General features: G+C 71.3%; 15 protein-coding genes and 1 pseudogene. 15 read left to right on the top strand and 1 reads right to left on the bottom strand.

Annotated elements, in window-relative coordinates; all coding sequences use genetic code 11:
- Positions 1-71 precede the first annotated feature (71 nt).
- From pgsA to ACFQZ6_RS05790, 15 genes and pseudogenes are all read left to right on the top strand, one after another.
- Positions 72-793: pseudogene (gene pgsA, locus ACFQZ6_RS05860) on the top strand (phosphatidylinositol phosphate synthase); the annotation flags it as partial.
- Between the two features lie 101 nt (positions 794-894).
- Positions 895-1,803 carry a phosphatidylinositol mannoside acyltransferase gene (locus ACFQZ6_RS05855; protein WP_381605306.1) on the top strand — a complete coding sequence of 303 codons (909 nt, stop codon included), beginning with the start codon at positions 895-897 and terminating at the stop codon, positions 1,801-1,803.
- A complete protein-coding gene (locus ACFQZ6_RS05850; protein ID WP_381605305.1) occupies positions 1,800-2,963 on the top strand; it encodes a glycosyltransferase family 4 protein in 1,164 nt (387 codons plus the stop codon). The genes ACFQZ6_RS05855 and ACFQZ6_RS05850 overlap by 4 nt, the downstream gene beginning before the upstream one ends.
- A gap of 121 nt (positions 2,964-3,084) precedes the next feature.
- Positions 3,085-3,627 carry a hypothetical protein gene (locus ACFQZ6_RS05845; protein ID WP_381605303.1) on the top strand — a complete coding sequence of 181 codons (543 nt, stop codon included), beginning with the start codon at positions 3,085-3,087 and terminating at the stop codon, positions 3,625-3,627.
- A 128-nt stretch (positions 3,628-3,755) separates the two neighbouring features.
- Positions 3,756-4,667 (top strand): pyridoxal 5'-phosphate synthase lyase subunit PdxS, encoded by a 912-nt coding sequence (pdxS, locus tag ACFQZ6_RS05840; RefSeq protein WP_381605301.1) that lies wholly within the window; start codon positions 3,756-3,758, stop codon positions 4,665-4,667.
- Positions 4,667-5,272, top strand: coding sequence for a pyridoxal 5'-phosphate synthase glutaminase subunit PdxT (pdxT, locus tag ACFQZ6_RS05835; protein ID WP_381605299.1), 606 nt, complete (start codon positions 4,667-4,669; stop codon positions 5,270-5,272). Before pdxS ends, pdxT begins: the two co-directional genes overlap by 1 nt.
- Positions 5,273-5,320: 48 nt before the next feature.
- Positions 5,321-6,073 carry a YebC/PmpR family DNA-binding transcriptional regulator gene (locus tag ACFQZ6_RS05830; protein WP_381605296.1) on the top strand — a complete coding sequence of 251 codons (753 nt, stop codon included), beginning with the start codon at positions 5,321-5,323 and terminating at the stop codon, positions 6,071-6,073.
- Between the two features lie 108 nt (positions 6,074-6,181).
- Complete coding sequence (gene ruvC, locus ACFQZ6_RS05825; RefSeq protein ID WP_381605294.1) at positions 6,182-6,748, top strand: crossover junction endodeoxyribonuclease RuvC; 567 nt, start codon at positions 6,182-6,184, stop codon at positions 6,746-6,748.
- Positions 6,745-7,350 (top strand): Holliday junction branch migration protein RuvA, encoded by a 606-nt coding sequence (gene ruvA / locus ACFQZ6_RS05820; RefSeq protein WP_381605292.1) that lies wholly within the window; start codon positions 6,745-6,747, stop codon positions 7,348-7,350. The genes ruvC and ruvA overlap by 4 nt, the downstream gene beginning before the upstream one ends.
- Positions 7,351-7,378: 28 nt before the next feature.
- Positions 7,379-8,446, top strand: coding sequence for a Holliday junction branch migration DNA helicase RuvB (gene ruvB / locus ACFQZ6_RS05815; RefSeq protein ID WP_381605290.1), 1,068 nt, complete (start codon positions 7,379-7,381; stop codon positions 8,444-8,446).
- A 166-nt stretch (positions 8,447-8,612) separates the two neighbouring features.
- Positions 8,613-9,110 carry a preprotein translocase subunit YajC gene (gene yajC / locus ACFQZ6_RS05810; RefSeq protein WP_381605288.1) on the top strand — a complete coding sequence of 166 codons (498 nt, stop codon included), beginning with the start codon at positions 8,613-8,615 and terminating at the stop codon, positions 9,108-9,110.
- Between the two features lie 132 nt (positions 9,111-9,242).
- The gene (gene secD, locus ACFQZ6_RS05805) at positions 9,243-11,027 is read left to right on the top strand and encodes a protein translocase subunit SecD (RefSeq protein WP_381605286.1); all 1,785 of its coding nucleotides are present in this window, start codon (positions 9,243-9,245) and stop codon (positions 11,025-11,027) included.
- Position 11,028: 1 nt separating this feature from the next.
- On the top strand, positions 11,029-12,153 hold the full coding sequence (gene secF, locus ACFQZ6_RS05800) for a protein translocase subunit SecF (protein ID WP_381605284.1): 1,125 nt from the start codon (positions 11,029-11,031) through the stop codon (positions 12,151-12,153).
- Entirely contained in the window at positions 12,150-12,689 is a 540-nt protein-coding gene (locus ACFQZ6_RS05795) for an adenine phosphoribosyltransferase (RefSeq protein WP_381605282.1), read from the top strand. The genes secF and ACFQZ6_RS05795 overlap by 4 nt, the downstream gene beginning before the upstream one ends.
- A gap of 207 nt (positions 12,690-12,896) precedes the next feature.
- Entirely contained in the window at positions 12,897-15,431 is a 2,535-nt protein-coding gene (locus tag ACFQZ6_RS05790) for a RelA/SpoT family protein (RefSeq protein WP_381605280.1), read from the top strand.
- 61 nt (positions 15,432-15,492) lie between these two features.
- On the opposite strand, the gene ACFQZ6_RS05785 is transcribed toward ACFQZ6_RS05790, so the two are convergent.
- On the bottom strand, positions 15,493-16,722 hold the full coding sequence (locus ACFQZ6_RS05785; RefSeq protein WP_381605278.1) for a DUF349 domain-containing protein: 1,230 nt from the start codon (positions 16,720-16,722) through the stop codon (positions 15,493-15,495).
- Positions 16,723-16,801: the final 79 nt, after the last annotated feature.

Here is a 16,801-nt window from a genome sequence, read left to right as displayed (position 1 = left end):
CTGGACGTGGCGCCGGTGGCCCGCGCGGGCTGTCGGTGCCCGGCAGCCACGGGCACGCGCGCGTGGCTACGATGGGCCAGCCGGTGGCCAGCAGGGGCCGCGCGGCGAATTGACCCTCGGGAAGGCCATGCTGAACAAGTACGCGCGTGCTTTCTTCACGCGTGTTCTCACGCCGTTCGCCACGTTTCTGATCCGGCGGGGCGTCAGCCCTGACACGGTCACGCTGATCGGCACCGCCGGTGTGATGGCGGGGGCGCTGGTCTTCTACCCCAGGGGGGAGTTCTTCTGGGGCACGGTCGTGATCACGCTGTTCGTCTTCTCCGACCTCGTCGACGGGAACATGGCCCGCCAGCTCGGCCGCTCCAGCCGCTGGGGCGCCTTCCTGGACTCGACGCTCGACCGGGTCGCCGACGGCGCGATCTTCGGCGGGTTCGCGCTGTGGTACGCGGCGGGCGGGGACGACATCGTGCTGTGCGCGGTGTCGATCTTCTGTCTGGCCAGCGGCCAGGTGGTGTCGTACACCAAGGCGCGCGGTGAGTCGATCGGGCTGCCGGTCGCCGTCAACGGGCTGGTCGAGCGGGCCGAGCGGCTGGTGATCTCGCTGGTGGCGGCCGGGTTCGCGGGGCTGCACAAGTTCGGGGTGCCCGGCATCCAGTACCTGCTGCCGATCGCGCTGTGGATCGTCGCCGTCGGCAGTCTGGTCACGCTGGTGCAGCGCGTGGTCACCGTGCGCCGGGAGTCCGCGGAGGCGGAGGCGGCGGCGGAGGCGGAAGCCGCGGCGCAGGCCGCGCAGCCGTCCGGCAACGCCGCCCAGAACGGCGCTGGTGCCGCCCCAGGCGCCCGCAACGCCGCGCGGGGGGCCGGGGGAGCCTCGCCGGACGGCGGGGCGGCGACATGAGCGCCCAGGACCGGCTGACGGACGCGCTGTACGGCGCTGGCTGGGGCACCGTGAAGAAGCTCCCCGAGCCGGTCGCCGTACGGCTCGGCCGCACCATCGCCGACGTCGCCTGGCGGCGGAACGGCAAGGGCGTCCAGCGGCTGGCGGCCAACTACGCGCGCGTGGTGCCCGACGCCACGCCGGAGCGCCTGGCGGAGCTGACCCGCGCGGGGATGCGCTCGTACCTGCGGTACTGGATGGAGTCGTTCCGGCTCCCGGCGTGGAGCGCCGAGCGCGTCAAGGGCGGCTTCGACCCGAAGGACGTGCACTACCTGACCGACGGGCTGGCCGCCGGGAAGGGCGTGATCCTCGCGCTGCCGCACCTGGCCAACTGGGACCTGGCGGGCGCGTGGGTCACCACGAAGCTGGCGACGCCGTTCACGACGGTCGCCGAGCGGCTGAGGCCGGAGACGCTGTACGACCGGTTCGTCGCCTACCGCGAGGGCCTCGGCATGGAGGTCCTGCCGCACAGCGGCGGCTCCGCCTTCGGCACGCTGGCCCGGCGGCTGCGCGACGGCGGCCTGGTCTGCCTGGTCGCGGACCGCGACCTGTCCGCCTCCGGGGTGACCGTCGACTTCTTCGGCGCCCGGGCGCGGATGCCCGCGGGGCCCGCGCTGCTGGCGCAGCAGACCGGCGCGCTGCTGCTGCCGGTCACCCTCTGGTATGACGACTCGCCGGTCATGCGGGGCCGGGTGCACCCGCCGGTCGAGGTACCCGAGTCAGGTGACCGGGCCGAGAAGACGTCTGCCATGACACAGGCGCTGGCCGACGCCTTCGCCACCGGCATCGCCGAGCACCCGGAGGACTGGCACATGCTGCAACGGCTGTGGACCGAGGACCTCGACCCCGCGAAGGGACCCTCGTGAGGATCGGCATCGTCTGCCCGTACTCCTGGGACGTCCCCGGCGGCGTCCAGTTCCACATCCGTGACCTGGCCGAGTACTTCCTGCGCCTCGGCCACGAGGTGTCCGTCCTCGCCCCGGCCGACGAGGACACCCCGCTGCCGCCGTACGTGGTCTCGGCGGGCCGCGCGGTCCCGGTGCCGTACAACGGCTCGGTGGCCCGGCTGAACTTCGGCTTCCTGTCGGCGGCGCGGGTGCGGCGCTGGCTGCACGACGGCGCGTTCGACGTCATCCACATCCACGAGCCGACGTCGCCCTCGCTGGGCCTGCTGACCTGCTGGGCGGCGCAGGGCCCGATCGTGGCGACGTTCCACACCTCCAACCCGCGCTCACGCGCGATGATCGCCGCGTACGCCATCCTCCAGGCGGCGCTGGAGAAGATCAGCGCCCGGATCGCGGTCAGCGAGTACGCCCGCCGCACGCTCGTCGAGCACCTCGGCGGCGACGCGGTGGTCATCCCCAACGGCGTCGACGTGGACTTCTTCGCGCGGGCCGAGCCCAAGCCGGAGTGGCAGGGCGGGACGATCGGCTTCATCGGGCGCATCGACGAGCCGCGCAAGGGCCTTCCGGTGCTGATGAGGGCCCTGCCGAGGATTCTCGCCGAGCGGCCGGGAACGCGGCTGCTGGTGGCGGGCCGGGGCGACGCGGAGGAGGCCGTCGAGTCGCTGCCGGAGGAGCTGCGCGCGCGGGTGGAGTTCCTCGGCATGATCAGCGACGAGGACAAGGCGCGGCTGCTGCGCAGCGTCGACCTGTACGTGGCGCCCAACACCGGCGGGGAGAGCTTCGGCATCATCCTCGTCGAGGCGATGTCGGCGGGCGCGCCGGTGCTCGCCTCCGACCTGGACGCCTTCGCGCAGGTCCTCGACCATGGGGCGGCGGGCGAGCTCTTCGCCAACGAGGACGCGGACGCCCTGGCCGAGGCGGCCGTCCGGCTCCTCGGGGACCCCGGGCGCCGCGAGGAACTGCGGGCGCGCGGCAGCGCCCACGTCCGGCGCTTCGACTGGTCGACCGTCGGCGCCGACATCCTCTCCGTCTACGAGACGGTGACGGCGGGCGCGGCGGCGGTGGCGACGGACGAGCGGACGACGGGCCTGCGGGCACGGTTCGGGCTGGCGCGGGACTGACGGGACTGACGAGCCCGGTTGAGGCTCGCTCACGACCGACAGGAAAGTCGGGACTGACGAGCGGGCCCGTGACCCCTCGTGGGAAACCCCCCCGCCGCACGCGGGTATAGCCTTGCCGCCCGTGACCGCAACCCTCATCTGGATCCTGGTCGCCCTCGTGGCGATCGGCCTGTACCTGAGCTGGACCGCGGGCCGCCTGGACCGCCTGCACGCGCGCATCGACGCCGCCCGCGCCGCCCTCGACGCGCAACTGCTGCGCCGGGCCTCCGTGGCGCAGGAGCTGGCCACCTCCGGGGTGCTCGACCCGGCCGCGTCGATCGTGCTGTACGAGGCCGCGCACGCCGCCCGGCAGGCCGAGGAGGAGCAGCGGGAGTTCGCGGAGAGCGAGCTGAGCCAGGCCCTGCGCGCGGTCTTCGCCGACCCGGGCCAAGTGGACGAGGTGCGGGCCGCCCCCGGCGGTGAGGCGGCCGTCACGGAGCTGGCGGAGGCGGTGCGGCGGGTGCCGATGGCCCGGCGCTTCCACAACGACGCCGTCCGCGCGGCCCGCGCCCTGCGGCGGCACCGCAAGGTGCGCTGGTTCCGGCTGGCCGGGCACGCCCCTTTCCCGCTGGCCTTCGAGATGGACGACGAACCGCCCGCCGCGCTGGTGGAGAGGGCCGCCTGAGCGTCGTATTCCGGACACCTCCCGTTCGGAAAACGAGCCACCGCTTCCCCATTGGCCCTTGCTGTGGCCTGCACGCCTCACGTTTCCTCGGTGCCTAGTAGCCCTCTTTCCCTTCAGTGAGGTCACCCGTGTCCAGCACCCTCTCCGAGAACCAGACCCCCGAGACCGGCACCGCGCGCGTGAAGCGCGGCATGGCCGAGCAGCTCAAGGGCGGTGTGATCATGGACGTCGTCACGCCGGAGCAGGCGAAGATCGCCGAGGACGCGGGCGCCGTCGCCGTCATGGCCCTGGAGCGGGTCCCCGCCGACATCCGCAAGGACGGCGGCGTGGCCCGGATGTCCGACCCGGACATGATCGAGGGCATCATCGACGCCGTGTCGATCCCGGTGATGGCCAAGTCCCGCATCGGCCACTTCGTCGAGGCCCAGGTGCTGCAGTCCCTCGGCGTCGACTACATCGACGAGTCCGAGGTCCTCACCCCGGCCGACGAGGTCAACCACTCCGACAAGTGGGCCTTCACCACCCCCTTCGTCTGCGGCGCCACCAACCTGGGCGAGGCCCTGCGCCGGATCGCCGAGGGCGCGGCGATGATCCGCTCCAAGGGCGAGGCCGGTACCGGCAACGTCGTCGAGGCGGTCCGCCACCTGCGCCAGATCAAGAACGAGATCGCCCGGCTGCGCGGCTACGACAACAACGAGCTGTACGCCGCCGCCAAGGAGCTGCGCGCCCCCTACGAGCTGGTCAAGGAGGTCGCCGAGCTGGGCAAGCTCCCGGTGGTCCTCTTCTCCGCCGGTGGTGTCGCCACCCCCGCCGACGCCGCGCTGATGCGCCAGCTCGGCGCCGAGGGCGTCTTCGTCGGCTCCGGCATCTTCAAGTCCGGCGACCCGGCCAAGCGCGCCGCCGCCATCGTGAAGGCCACCACCTTCTACGACGACCCGAAGATCATCGCCGACGCCTCCCGCAACCTGGGCGAGGCCATGGTCGGCATCAACTGCGACACCCTGCCCGAGTCCGAGCGCTACGCGAACCGGGGCTGGTGATGACCGCTCCCGTGATCGGAGTCCTCGCACTCCAGGGCGACGTACGGGAGCACCTGATCGCCCTGGCCGCGGCCGACGCCGTGGCCAGGCCGGTCCGGCGCCCCGAGGAACTCGCCGAGGTGGACGGCCTCGTCATACCCGGCGGTGAGTCCACCACCATCTCCAAGCTGGCCGTCCTCTTCGGCCTGATGGAGCCCCTCCGCGCGCGCGTGCGGGCCGGTATGCCCGTCTACGGCACCTGCGCGGGCATGATCATGCTCGCCGAGAAGATCCTCGACCCGCGCTCGGGCCAGGAGACCGTCGGCGGCATCGACATGATCGTGCGCCGCAACGCCTTCGGACGGCAGAACGAGTCCTTCGAGGCGGGGGTCGACGTCCGCGGCGTCGACGGCGATCCTGTGGAGGGCGTCTTCATCCGCGCGCCGTGGGTGGAGTCCGTGGGCGCCGCGGCCGAGGTGCTCGCCGAGCACGAGGGGCACATCGTCGCCGTCCGCCAGGGCAACGCGCTGGCCACGTCGTTCCATCCGGAGCTGACGGGCGACCACCGTGTGCACGCGCTCTTCGTCGACATGGTGCGCGCGAGCCGGGCGCCGGAGTCCTTGTAGGATCTCTGACGTTCGTCATTGGATGGGTTACGCGAAGGAGACAGGCAGATGTCCGGCCACTCTAAATGGGCCACGACGAAGCACAAGAAGGCCGTCATCGATGCCAAGCGCGGCAAGCTCTTCGCGAAGCTGATCAAGAACATCGAGGTCGCGGCCCGCATGGGCGGCGTCGACCTGGACGGCAACCCGACGCTCTACGACGCCGTGCAGAAGGCGAAGAAGTCGTCGGTGCCGAACAAGAACATCGACTCGGCGATCAAGCGCGGCGGCGGCCTCGAAGCGGGCGGCGCCGACTACGAGACGATCATGTACGAGGGCTACGGCCCCAACGGTGTCGCGGTGCTCATCGAGTGCCTCACCGACAACCGCAACCGCGCCGCCTCCGAGGTCCGCGTCGCCATGACCCGCAACGGCGGCTCGATGGCCGACCCCGGCTCGGTGTCGTACCTGTTCAACCGCAAGGGCGTCGTCATCGTCCCCAAGGGCGAGCTGACCGAGGACGAGGTCCTCATGGCGGTGCTGGACGCCGGTGCGGAGGAAGTGAACGACCTCGGGGAGAACTTCGAGGTGATCTCCGAGCCCACCGACCTGGTCGCGGTCCGCACCGCCCTCCAGGACGCGGGCATCGACTACGAGTCCGCCGACGCCAACTTCGTCCCGACCATGCAGGTCGAGCTGGACGAGGAAGGCGCCAAGAAGATCTTCAAGCTGATCGACGCGCTGGAGGACAGCGACGACGTGCAGAACGTCTTCGCCAACTTCGACGTCAGCGACGAGATCATGGAGAAGGTCGACGCCTGAGCCGACGCTCTCGCTCGAACGGGCCGACGGGACACACCCGTCGGCCCGTCGCGTTGTCGGTGGTACCCGATAGCCTGCACAAACAGGCGATCGAGAGAAGGGGGAGCGGTGCGCGTACTGGGGGTGGACCCGGGACTGACCCGGTGTGGCGTCGGTGTCGTCGAGGGCGTCGCGGGCAGGCCGCTCACCATGCTCGGCGTCGGCGTCGTCCGCACCCCGGCCGACGCGGAGCTGGGGGACCGGCTCGTCGCCATCGAGCGGGGCATCGAGGCGTGGCTGGACGAACACCGGCCTGAATTCGTCGCCGTGGAGCGCGTCTTCAGCCAGCACAACGTGCGCACCGTGATGGGCACCGCCCAGGCCAGCGCCGTCGCCATGCTGTGCGCCGCCCGCCGTGGCATCCCCGTCGCCCTGCACACCCCCAGCGAGGTCAAGGCCGCCGTCACCGGCAGCGGACGCGCCGACAAGGCCCAGGTCGGCGCCATGGTCACCCGGCTGCTGCGGCTCAGCGCGCCGCCCAAGCCCGCGGACGCCGCCGACGCCCTCGCCCTCGCCATCTGCCACATCTGGCGCGCCCCCGCGCAGAACCGCCTCCAGCAGGCCGTCGCCCAGCACACCGCCCACACCACCCGCACCACCCACACCGCCCACGCAACGAAAGGCCGTACGGCATGATCGCCTTCGTCAGCGGCCCGGTCGCCGCCCTCGCCCCGGACTCCGCGGTGGTCGAGGTGGGCGGCATCGGCATCGCCGTCCAGTGCACCCCGAACACCCTGTCCGCACTGCGCACCGGCCAGCAGACCAAGCTCGCCACCTCCCTGGTCGTCCGCGAGGACTCCCTGACGCTGTACGGCTTCGCCGACGACGACGAGCGGCAGACCTTCGAACTGCTCCAGACCGCCAGCGGCGTCGGCCCCCGCCTCGCCCAGGCCATGCTCGCCGTGCACTCCCCGGACGCCCTGCGCCGAGCCGTCGCCACCGGTGATGAGAAGGCCCTCACCGCCGTCCCCGGCATCGGCAAGAAGGGCGCGCAGAAGCTGCTCCTGGAGCTGAAGGACCGGCTCGGCGAACCCCTCGGCGCCCCCGCCGTCGGCGCGCCGGTCACCCAGGGCTGGCGCGACCAGTTGCACGCCGCCCTGATCGGCCTCGGCTACGCCACCCGCGAGGCCGACGAGGCCGTCACCGCCGTCGCCCCGCAGGCGGAGGCCGCGGGCGGCCCGCCCCCGGTCGGGCAGCTCCTCAAGGCCGCCCTCCAGACGCTGAACCGCGCCCGCTAGCCCGCAGTCGAGAACCGAGGCACACCACATGAACTGGGACGACACCCCCGACACCGCCACCGAGCGGCTCGTCGGTGCGTCCGCCGACCGCGAGGACCAGGCCGTCGAGGCCGCCCTGCGCCCCAAGGACCTGCACGAGTTCATCGGCCAGGAGAAGGTCCGCGAACAGCTCGACCTCGTGCTGCGCGCCGCCCGCGCGCGCGGCGCCACCGCCGACCACGTGCTGCTGTCCGGCGCCCCCGGCCTCGGCAAGACCACCCTGTCGATGATCATCGCGGCGGAGATGGGAGCCCCCATCCGCATCACCTCCGGCCCCGCCATCCAGCACGCCGGTGACCTCGCGGCGATCCTGTCCTCCCTCCAGGAGGGCGAGGTCCTCTTCCTCGACGAGATCCACCGCATGTCCCGCCCCGCCGAGGAGATGCTCTACATGGCGATGGAGGACTTCCGCGTCGACGTCATCGTCGGCAAGGGCCCCGGCGCCACCGCCATCCCCCTGGAGCTGCCGCCGTTCACCCTGGTCGGCGCCACCACCCGCGCGGGCCTGCTGCCGCCCCCGCTGCGCGACCGCTTCGGCTTCACCGCGCACATGGAGTTCTACGAGCCCACCGAGCTGGAGCGGGTCATCCACCGCTCCGCCAGCCTGCTCGACGTCGAGGTCGAGGCGCCCGGCGCCGCCGAGATCGCGGGCCGCTCCCGGGGCACGCCCCGCATCGCCAACCGGCTGCTGCGCCGGGTCCGCGACTACGCGCAGGTCAAGGCCGACGGCGTGATCACCCAGGAGGTCGCCGCCGCCGCCCTCGCGGTCTACGAGGTCGACGACCGCGGCCTCGACCGCCTCGACCGGGCCGTCCTGGAGGCCCTGCTGAAGCTGTTCGGCGGCGGCCCCGTGGGCCTGTCCACCCTCGCGGTCGCCGTGGGGGAGGAGCGCGAGACCGTCGAGGAGGTCGCCGAACCCTTCCTGGTCCGCGAGGGACTGCTCGCCCGCACCCCGCGTGGCCGGGTCGCCACCCCCGCGGCGTGGGCGCATCTCGGCCTCACCGCGCCCGGCACGGGCACTGTAGGAAACGGACAACAGGACTTGTTCGGGACGTGACGGTGCGGACATTGGCCCGGCCAGGAACCCTGGTGCCATGCTGAGCGTTGTTCCATGCGCGCGGACTCGCTTAGACTCCGCCGATGCCGCCCTTCTCATGGCGGCAAGCACACCCCCAACCATCAGGCCGCTCACCACCGCGGTCGTGTGAAGGAAGTTCCGACCCGTGAGTCTCGTGACCCTCCTCCCGTTCATCGTGCTCATCGGGGCCATGTTCCTGATGACGCGGTCGGCCAAGAAGAAGCAGCAGCAGGCCGCCGACATGCGGAACCAGATGCAGCCCGGTTCCGGCGTCCGCACGATCGGGGGCATGTACGCCACGGTCAAGGAAGTCAACGAGGACACCGTCCTCCTCGACGCCGGACCGGGTGTGGAGCTGCTCTTCGCCAAGAACTCGATCGGTGCGGTCCTTACCGATGACGAGTACAACCGCATCGTGCACGGCATCGAGCACGACCTGAAGTCCGACGCTGACCTCGTGCCGGACGACGCCTCCTCCCTCACCGACTCCGACGAGTCCGCCGACGCCGCCTCCGACGGCGACACCTCCGCCGACGCCTCCGTCGACCTCGGCAAGAAGGACACGGCCGAGGAGCCGTCCACCGCCGACGCGAAGCCGGGCGAGGAGCCGAAGAAGACCGACGGCGACTCCGACGCGAAGTAGTCACGCCCCAGGGCGCGCGGGCGGGACCCGCGCGCCTCGGGACCTGCTCGTCGCGCACGAGATCCCCACACCATGGCACGGCCGCCCGCCCGCAGACCCGGCGCGGAGCGGCCCGAGAGGGAGTACGAGAAGGTGGCAGCACCCAAAAAGGGCCGGAGCGCGAGCGCTCAGAGCAAGCCGGTGCGCTCGCTGGTCCTGATTCTGATCGCCATCGTGGCGCTCACGGGGGGCATGTTCCTCTCCGGACATACCACCCCGCGTCTCGGCATCGACCTGGCGGGCGGCACGAGCATCACGCTCCGCGCCGTCCCCGAGGACGGCAACGAGGCGGCGATCAACAAGACCAACATGAACACCGCGGTCTCCATCATGGAGCGCCGCGTCAACGGTCTTGGCGTGTCCGAGGCGGAGGTCCAGACCCAGGGCGATCGCAACATCATCGTCAACATCCCCAAGGGCACCAACTCCAAGCAGGCCCGGGAGCAGGTCGGCACCACCGCCAAGCTGTACTTCCGGCCGGTCCTGGCCACCGAGCCCACCGGCGGCGCCGCGGCGAGCCCCTCGCCCAGCGCCTCCGACGAGGCCACCGGCTCCGCCAGCCCCTCCACGTCGGCGTCCCCGTCGGACGGTGAGTCCGCCACCGGCACCGAGACCGCCGAGGCCACCCCGTCGGGCTCCGCCACCACCCAGGGCCGCCCCGTCACCGACGCGCTGAAGGCCGACCCGACCCCCTCCAACAACTCGGCCTCGGCCTCCGCCTCCGCGAGCGCCAGCCCCTCCGCCACGGACGGGGGCGCCGCCTCCGACGCCGACAGCAAGGCCCAGCAGGAGTACGCCGCGCTGGACTGCTCCAAGAAGGCCGCCCGCACCGACGCCGGTGACGGCGCCAAGCCCGAGAACTCCACCGTCGGCTGCGGCGAGATCGAGGGCGTCTGGTACAAGTACCTGCTCGGCCCGGCCGCCGTCGACGGCACCGAGGTCGACGACGCCGACGCCGTGTACGACACCCAGAGCGGCGCGGGCTGGAAGGTCCAGATGGACTTCTCCTCCTCCGGCGCCAAGAAGTTCGCCGACATCACCGGCAAGCTCGCGCAGAACCAGTCGCCGCAGAACCAGTTCGGCATCGTCCTCGACGGCGAGGTCGTCTCCAGCCCGTTCGTCAGCCAGTCCATCACCGGCGGCAACGCGGAGATCTCCGGCAGCTTCACCCAGGACGAGGCGCAGAACCTCGCCAACATGCTCTCCTACGGCGCCCTGCCGCTGACCTTCCAGGAGGACAGCGTCACCACGGTCACCGCCGCGCTCGGCGGCGACCAGCTCCAGGCGGGCCTCATCGCGGGCGCCATCGGCCTCGCGCTGGTCATCCTGTACCTGGTGATCTACTACCGCGGCCTGTCCTTCATCGCGATCGCCTCGCTGATGGTCTCCGCCGCGCTCACCTACGTGATCATGTCGCTGCTCGGCCCGGCCATCGGCTTCGCGCTGAACCTGCCCGCGGTCTGCGGCGCCATCGTCGCCATCGGCATCACCGCGGACTCGTTCATCGTCTACTTCGAACGCGTCCGCGACGAGATCCGCGAGGGCCGCTCGCTGCGCCCCGCGGTCGAGCGGGCCTGGCCGCGCGCCCGGCGCACCATCCTGGTCTCCGACTTCGTGTCGTTCCTCGCCGCCGCGGTGCTCTTCATCGTCACCGTCGGCAAGGTCCAGGGCTTCGCGTTCACCCTCGGTCTGACGACCGTCCTCGACGTCGTGGTCGTCTTCCTCTTCACCAAGCCGCTGCTGACGCTGATGGCGCGCCGGAAGTTCTTCGCCAGCGGCCACCGCTGGTCCGGCCTGGACCCGAAGGCCCTGGGCGCCAAGCCGCCGCTGCGCCGCACCCGCCGTCCCGCCGCCCCCGTCGACCCGAAGGAGGCGTGAGATGTCGAAGCTCGGCAACCTCGGCGCCCGACTGCACCGTGGCGAGGTCGGTTACGACTTCGTCGGCAACCGCAAGCTCTGGTACGGCATCTCGATCCTGATCACCATCACGGCGATCGTCGGCCTGACGGTGCGCGGCCTGAACATGGGCATCGAGTTCCAGGGCGGCGCCGTCTTCACCACCCCGAAGACGTCCGTCTCCGTCTCCCAGGCCCAGGAGTACGCGGAAGAGGCCTCCGGTCACGACGCGATCGTCCAGAAGCTCGGCAACGGCAGCCTGCGCATCCAGATCGCGGGCACCGACACCAGCAAGTCCGACCAGATCAAGAACACCCTCGCCGAGGACCTCAAGGTCAACGAGGAGGACATCAACGCCGAACTGGTCGGTCCCAGTTGGGGCGACCAGATCGCCAACAAGGCGTGGCAGGGCCTGGGCATCTTCCTGGTCCTGGTGGTGATCTACCTGGCGATCGCCTTCGAGTGGCGGATGGCCGTCGCCGCGTTCGTCGCCCTGATCCACGACATCACCATCACGGTCGGCATCTACGCCCTCGTCGGCTTCGAGGTCACCCCGGGCACCGTGATCGGTCTGCTGACGATCCTCGGTTACTCGCTGTACGACACGGTCGTGGTGTTCGACAGCCTCAAGGAACAGACCAAGGGCATCACCAAGCAGACCCGCTGGACCTACAGCGACATCGCCAACCGCTCGATCAACAGCACCCTGGTCCGCTCGGTCAACACCACCGTGGTCGCGCTGCTGCCGGTGGCGGGCCTGCTGTTCATCGGCGGCGGTGTCCTCGGCGGCGGCATGTTGAACGACATCTCGCTGTCGCTGTTCGTCGGCCTCGCGGCCGGGGCGTACTCCTCGATCTTCATCGCCACGCCGCTCGTCGCCGACCTCAAGGAACTCGAGCCGGAGATGAAGGCGCTGAAGAAGCGCGTCCTCGCCAAGCGCGCCCAGGGCGGCGAACCCGCCGTGGAGCCGACCGCCGCCACCACGGACGACGGCTACGACGACGGCCCCGACGAGCCGGGGGACGCCGCGCCCGCGGTCGTCGGCCCGCGCAACCAGCCCGCGTCCCGTGGCCGGGGCCGCGGCCGACCGTCGGGGAAGCGCCGATGACCGACATCGAGCAGCTCCTGCTCAGCCGCATCCGTGACGTGGCCGACTACCCGGAGCCGGGCGTGATGTTCAAGGACATCACCCCGCTGCTCGCGGACCCGGCGGCGTTCGGCGCCCTGACCGACGCCCTGGCGGAGATCGCCGTACGCGAGAACGCCACCAAGGTCGTCGGCCTTGAGGCCCGCGGCTTCATCCTGGGCGCCCCGGTCGCCGTCCGCGCGGGCGTCGGCTTCATCCCCGTACGCAAGGCGGGCAAGCTCCCCGGAGCGACCCTCAGCCAGGCGTACGACCTGGAGTACGGCTCGGCGGAGATCGAGATCCACGCCGAGGACCTCAGCGCCGACGACCGGGTCCTGGTCGTCGACGACGTGCTCGCCACCGGCGGCACCGCCGAGGCGTCCCTGGAGCTGATCCGCCGCTCCGGCGCCCAGGTCGCGGGCGTCGCCGTCCTGATGGAGCTGAGCTTCCTCGGCGGCCGTCCCCGGCTGGAGTCCTCGCTGGCCGGAGCGCCCCTGGAGTCCCTCCTCACCATCTGACCGGCCCCGCACCGCGCGCCCAGCACCGAGCCCCACCGCTGGGCGCGCACCCGTTTCCGGGGCCCGGAGGAATCCCCCGGACGCCCCTTGTGTTCCTCGGGTAGACGGCCCTCACACTGGCCTGAAGGCGATCCTGGAGCCCGGGATCGCTACCATGGGGTCTCCGGAGCCTGACCGGGGGACCCGGATCGCGCACGAGGAGCCCTCTTGCCAGACGAGGCCCAACACCTGACCGCCGCCAAGCCCGAGCCCACCCCGGGCCCCGCGGCGGAGCCCGCGCCGAACGCCAGGAACGACACCCGCGGGCCGGTCGAGTACGCCCCGGCTCCGTCCGCGAACCCCGCCGAGCAGCGCCCCAAGCCGTCCCCTCCGCAGCGCCCCACGGCCACCCCGCCCATCCGCCCGGCGTCCGCGCAGCCCGTCCGCACCGGCTCCTCCAACCGCGTCCGCGCCCGCCTCGCCCGCCTCGGCGTCCAGCGCGCCAACCCGTACAACCCGGTCCTGGAGCCGTTGCTGCGGATAGTGCGCAGCAACGACCCCAAGATCGAGACGTCGACGCTGCGCCAGATCGAGCGCGCCTACCAGGTCGCGGAGCGCTGGCACCGCGGCCAGAAGCGCAAGAGCGGCGACCCGTACATCACGCACCCCCTCGCCGTCACCACCATCCTCGCCGAGCTGGGCATGGACCCGGCCACCCTGATGGCGGGCCTGCTGCACGACACCGTCGAGGACACCGAGTACGGCCTCGACGACCTGCGCCGCGACTTCGGTGACGTCGTCGCCCTCCTCGTCGACGGCGTCACCAAGCTGGACAAGGTCAAGTTCGGTGAGGCCGCGCAGGCGGAGACCGTGCGCAAGATGGTCGTGGCGATGGCCAAGGACCCGCGCGTCCTGGTCATCAAGCTCGCGGACCGCCTGCACAACATGCGCACCATGCGCTACCTCAAGCGCGAGAAGCAGGAGAAGAAGGCGCGCGAGACCCTGGAGATCTACGCGCCACTCGCCCACCGCCTGGGCATGAACACCATCAAGTGGGAGCTGGAGGACCTCGCCTTCGCGATCCTCTACCCCAAGATGTACGACGAGATCGTCCGCCTGGTGGCCGAAAGGGCACCCAAGCGTGACGAGTACCTGGCCATAGTGACCGACGAGGTCCAGCAGGACCTGCGCGCCGCCCGCATCAAGGCGACCGTCACCGGACGGCCCAAGCACTACTACAGCGTCTACCAGAAGATGATCGTCCGCGGCCGGGACTTCGCGGAGATCTACGACCTGGTGGGCATCCGCGTCCTGGTGGACACCGTCCGCGACTGCTACGCGGCCCTGGGCACCGTCCACGCCCGCTGGAACCCGGTTCCGGGGCGGTTCAAGGACTACATCGCGATGCCCAAGTTCAACATGTACCAGTCGCTGCACACGACGGTCATCGGACCCAACGGCAAGCCGGTCGAACTGCAGATCCGCACCTTCGACATGCACCGCCGCGCCGAGTACGGCATCGCCGCGCACTGGAAGTACAAGCAGGAGGCCGTCGCGGGTGCCTCCAAGGTCCGCACGGACGTGCCGCGCGCTCCCGCCGGCAAGGCCGGCAAGGACAACGCCGCCATCAACGACATGGCGTGGCTGCGGCAGCTCCTGGACTGGCAGAAGGAGACCGAGGACCCCGGCGAGTTCCTGGAGTCCCTGCGCTTCGACCTCTCCCGCAACGAGGTCTTCGTCTTCACCCCGAAGGGTGATGTCATAGCGCTCCCCGCCGGTGCCACCCCCGTGGACTTCGCCTACGCCGTCCACACCGAGGTCGGCCACCGCACCATAGGGGCGCGCGTCAACGGCAGGCTCGTACCCCTGGAGTCCACCCTCGACAACGGCGACCTGGTGGAGGTCTTCACCTCCAAGGCGGCCGGTGCCGGACCCTCCCGGGACTGGCTCGGCTTCGTCAAGTCACCGCGCGCCCGCAACAAGATCCGCGCCTGGTTCTCCAAGGAGCGCCGGGACGAGGCGATCGAGCAGGGCAAGGACGCCATCGTCCGCGCGATGCGCAAGCAGAACCTGCCGATCCAGCGCATCCTCACCGGCGACTCCCTGGTCACCCTGGCGCACGAGATGCGCTACTCGGACATCTCCGCGCTGTACGCGGCGATCGGCGAGGGCCATGTCTCCGCGCAGAACATCGTGCAGAAGCTGGTCCAGGCGCTCGGCGGCGAGGAGGCCGCCACCGAGGAGATCGACGAGACGGTCCCGCCGTCCCGTGGCCGCAGCCGCAAGCGCCGCTCCAGCGCCGACCCCGGCGTCATCGTCAAGGGCGTCGAGGACGTCTGGGTCAAGCTCGCCCGCTGCTGTACCCCCGTACCCGGCGACCCGATCATCGGCTTCGTCACCCGAGGTAGCGGCGTATCGGTTCACCGCAGCGACTGCGTCAACGTGGAGTCACTGTCGCGCGAGCCCGAACGCATCCTCGACGTCGAGTGGGCGCCCACCCAGTCCTCGGTCTTCCTGGTCGCCATCCAGGTGGAGGCCCTGGACCGCTCCCGGCTCCTGTCGGACGTCACCCGCGTCCTGTCCGACCAGCACGTCAACATCCTCTCCGCGGCCGTCCAGACCTCCCGCGACCGCGTCGCCACCTCCCGCTTCACCTTCGAGATGGGCGACCCGAAACACCTCGGCCACGTCCTGAAGGCGGTCCGGGGCGTGGAGGGCGTGTACGACGTCTACCGCGTGACGTCGGCCCGCAACCGCACGTAGGGGACCAGACGCAGAGAGGGGCTCCCCGTGGTGGGGAGCCCCTCTCGTCGCTGTCCGTGGGTCAGCCGCCGAACTCCTGCAGGCCCTTCAGCGCCTGGTCGAGCAGGGCCTGGCGGCCCTCCAGCTCACGCTCCAGCTTGTCGGCCTTGGCGTTGTTGCCCTGGGCGCGCGCCTGGTCGATCTGGCCGCGGAGCTTGTCCACGGCGGCCTGGAGCTGGCCGGTCAGCCCCTCGGCACGCGCGCGTGCCTCCGGGTTGGTACGGCGCCACTCGGCCTCCTCGGCCTCCTGGATGGCCCGCTCGACGGCGTGCATCCGGCCCTCGACCCGCGGCCGGGCGTCGCGCGGGACGTGGCCGATGGCCTCCCAGCGCTCGTTGACGGAGCGGAACGCGGCACGCGCGGCCTTCAGGTCCGTCACCGGGAGGATCTTCTCGGCCTCCTCGGCCAGCTCCTCCTTGAGCTTCAGGTTCTCCGCCTGTTCCGCGTCCCGCTCGGCGAAGACCGAGCTGCGGGCGGCGAAGAACACGTCCTGGGCACCGCGGAAGCGGTTCCACAGGTCGTCCTCGTGCTCGCGCTGGGCGCGGCCCGCCGCCTTCCACTCCGTCATCAGCTCGCGGTAGCGCGCGGCCGTGGGACCCCAGTCCGTCGAACCGGACAGCGCCTCGGCCTCGGCGACCAGCCGCTCCTTGGTCCGGCGGGCCTCCTCGCGCTGCGCGTCGAGCTGCGCGAAGTGCGCCTTGCGCCGCTTGGAGAACGCCGACCGGGCGTGCGAGAAGCGGTGCCACAGCTCGTCGTCCGACTTGCGGTCCAGGCGCGGCAGCCCCTTCCAGGTGTCCACCAGCGACCGCAGCCGCTCACCGGCCACCCGCCACTGGTCGGACTGGGCCAGCTCCTCGGCCTCGGTGACCAGCGCCTCCTTGGCCTGCCGGGCCTCGTCGGTCTGCTTGGCCCGCTGCGCCCTGCGCTCCTCGCGGCGCTTGTCCACCAGCTCGACCAGCTTGTCCAGCCGGGCCCGCAGCGCGTCCAGATCCCCCACGGCGTGGTGCGCGTCGACCTGCTCGCGCAGGTGGTCGATCGCGACCTGCGCGTCCTTCGACGACAGGTCGGTGGTCTGCACTCGCTTCTCGAGGAGGCCGATCTCGACAACCAGGCCCTCGTACTTGCGCTCGAAATAGGCCAGCGCCTCCTCGGGGGAGCCCGCCTGCCAGGAACCGACGACCTGCTCGCCGTCGGCCGTACGCACGTACACGGTCCCCGTCTCGTCGACGCGGCCCCACGGGTCGCTGCTCACAGCGCCTCCTCCACATGATGCCTGCGGGGGGCGTCGGCTCCCCCGGGCATCGTCCACAGTTTCGTCACGGCCAACATAG

The organism is Streptomyces flavalbus (assembly GCF_042674625.1).
Classification (GTDB): Bacteria; Actinomycetota; Actinomycetes; order Streptomycetales; family Streptomycetaceae; genus Streptomyces; species Streptomyces flavalbus.
The sequence above is the reverse complement of the archived record's forward strand: the minus strand, read 5'-3'. Positions and strand labels throughout refer to the sequence as shown.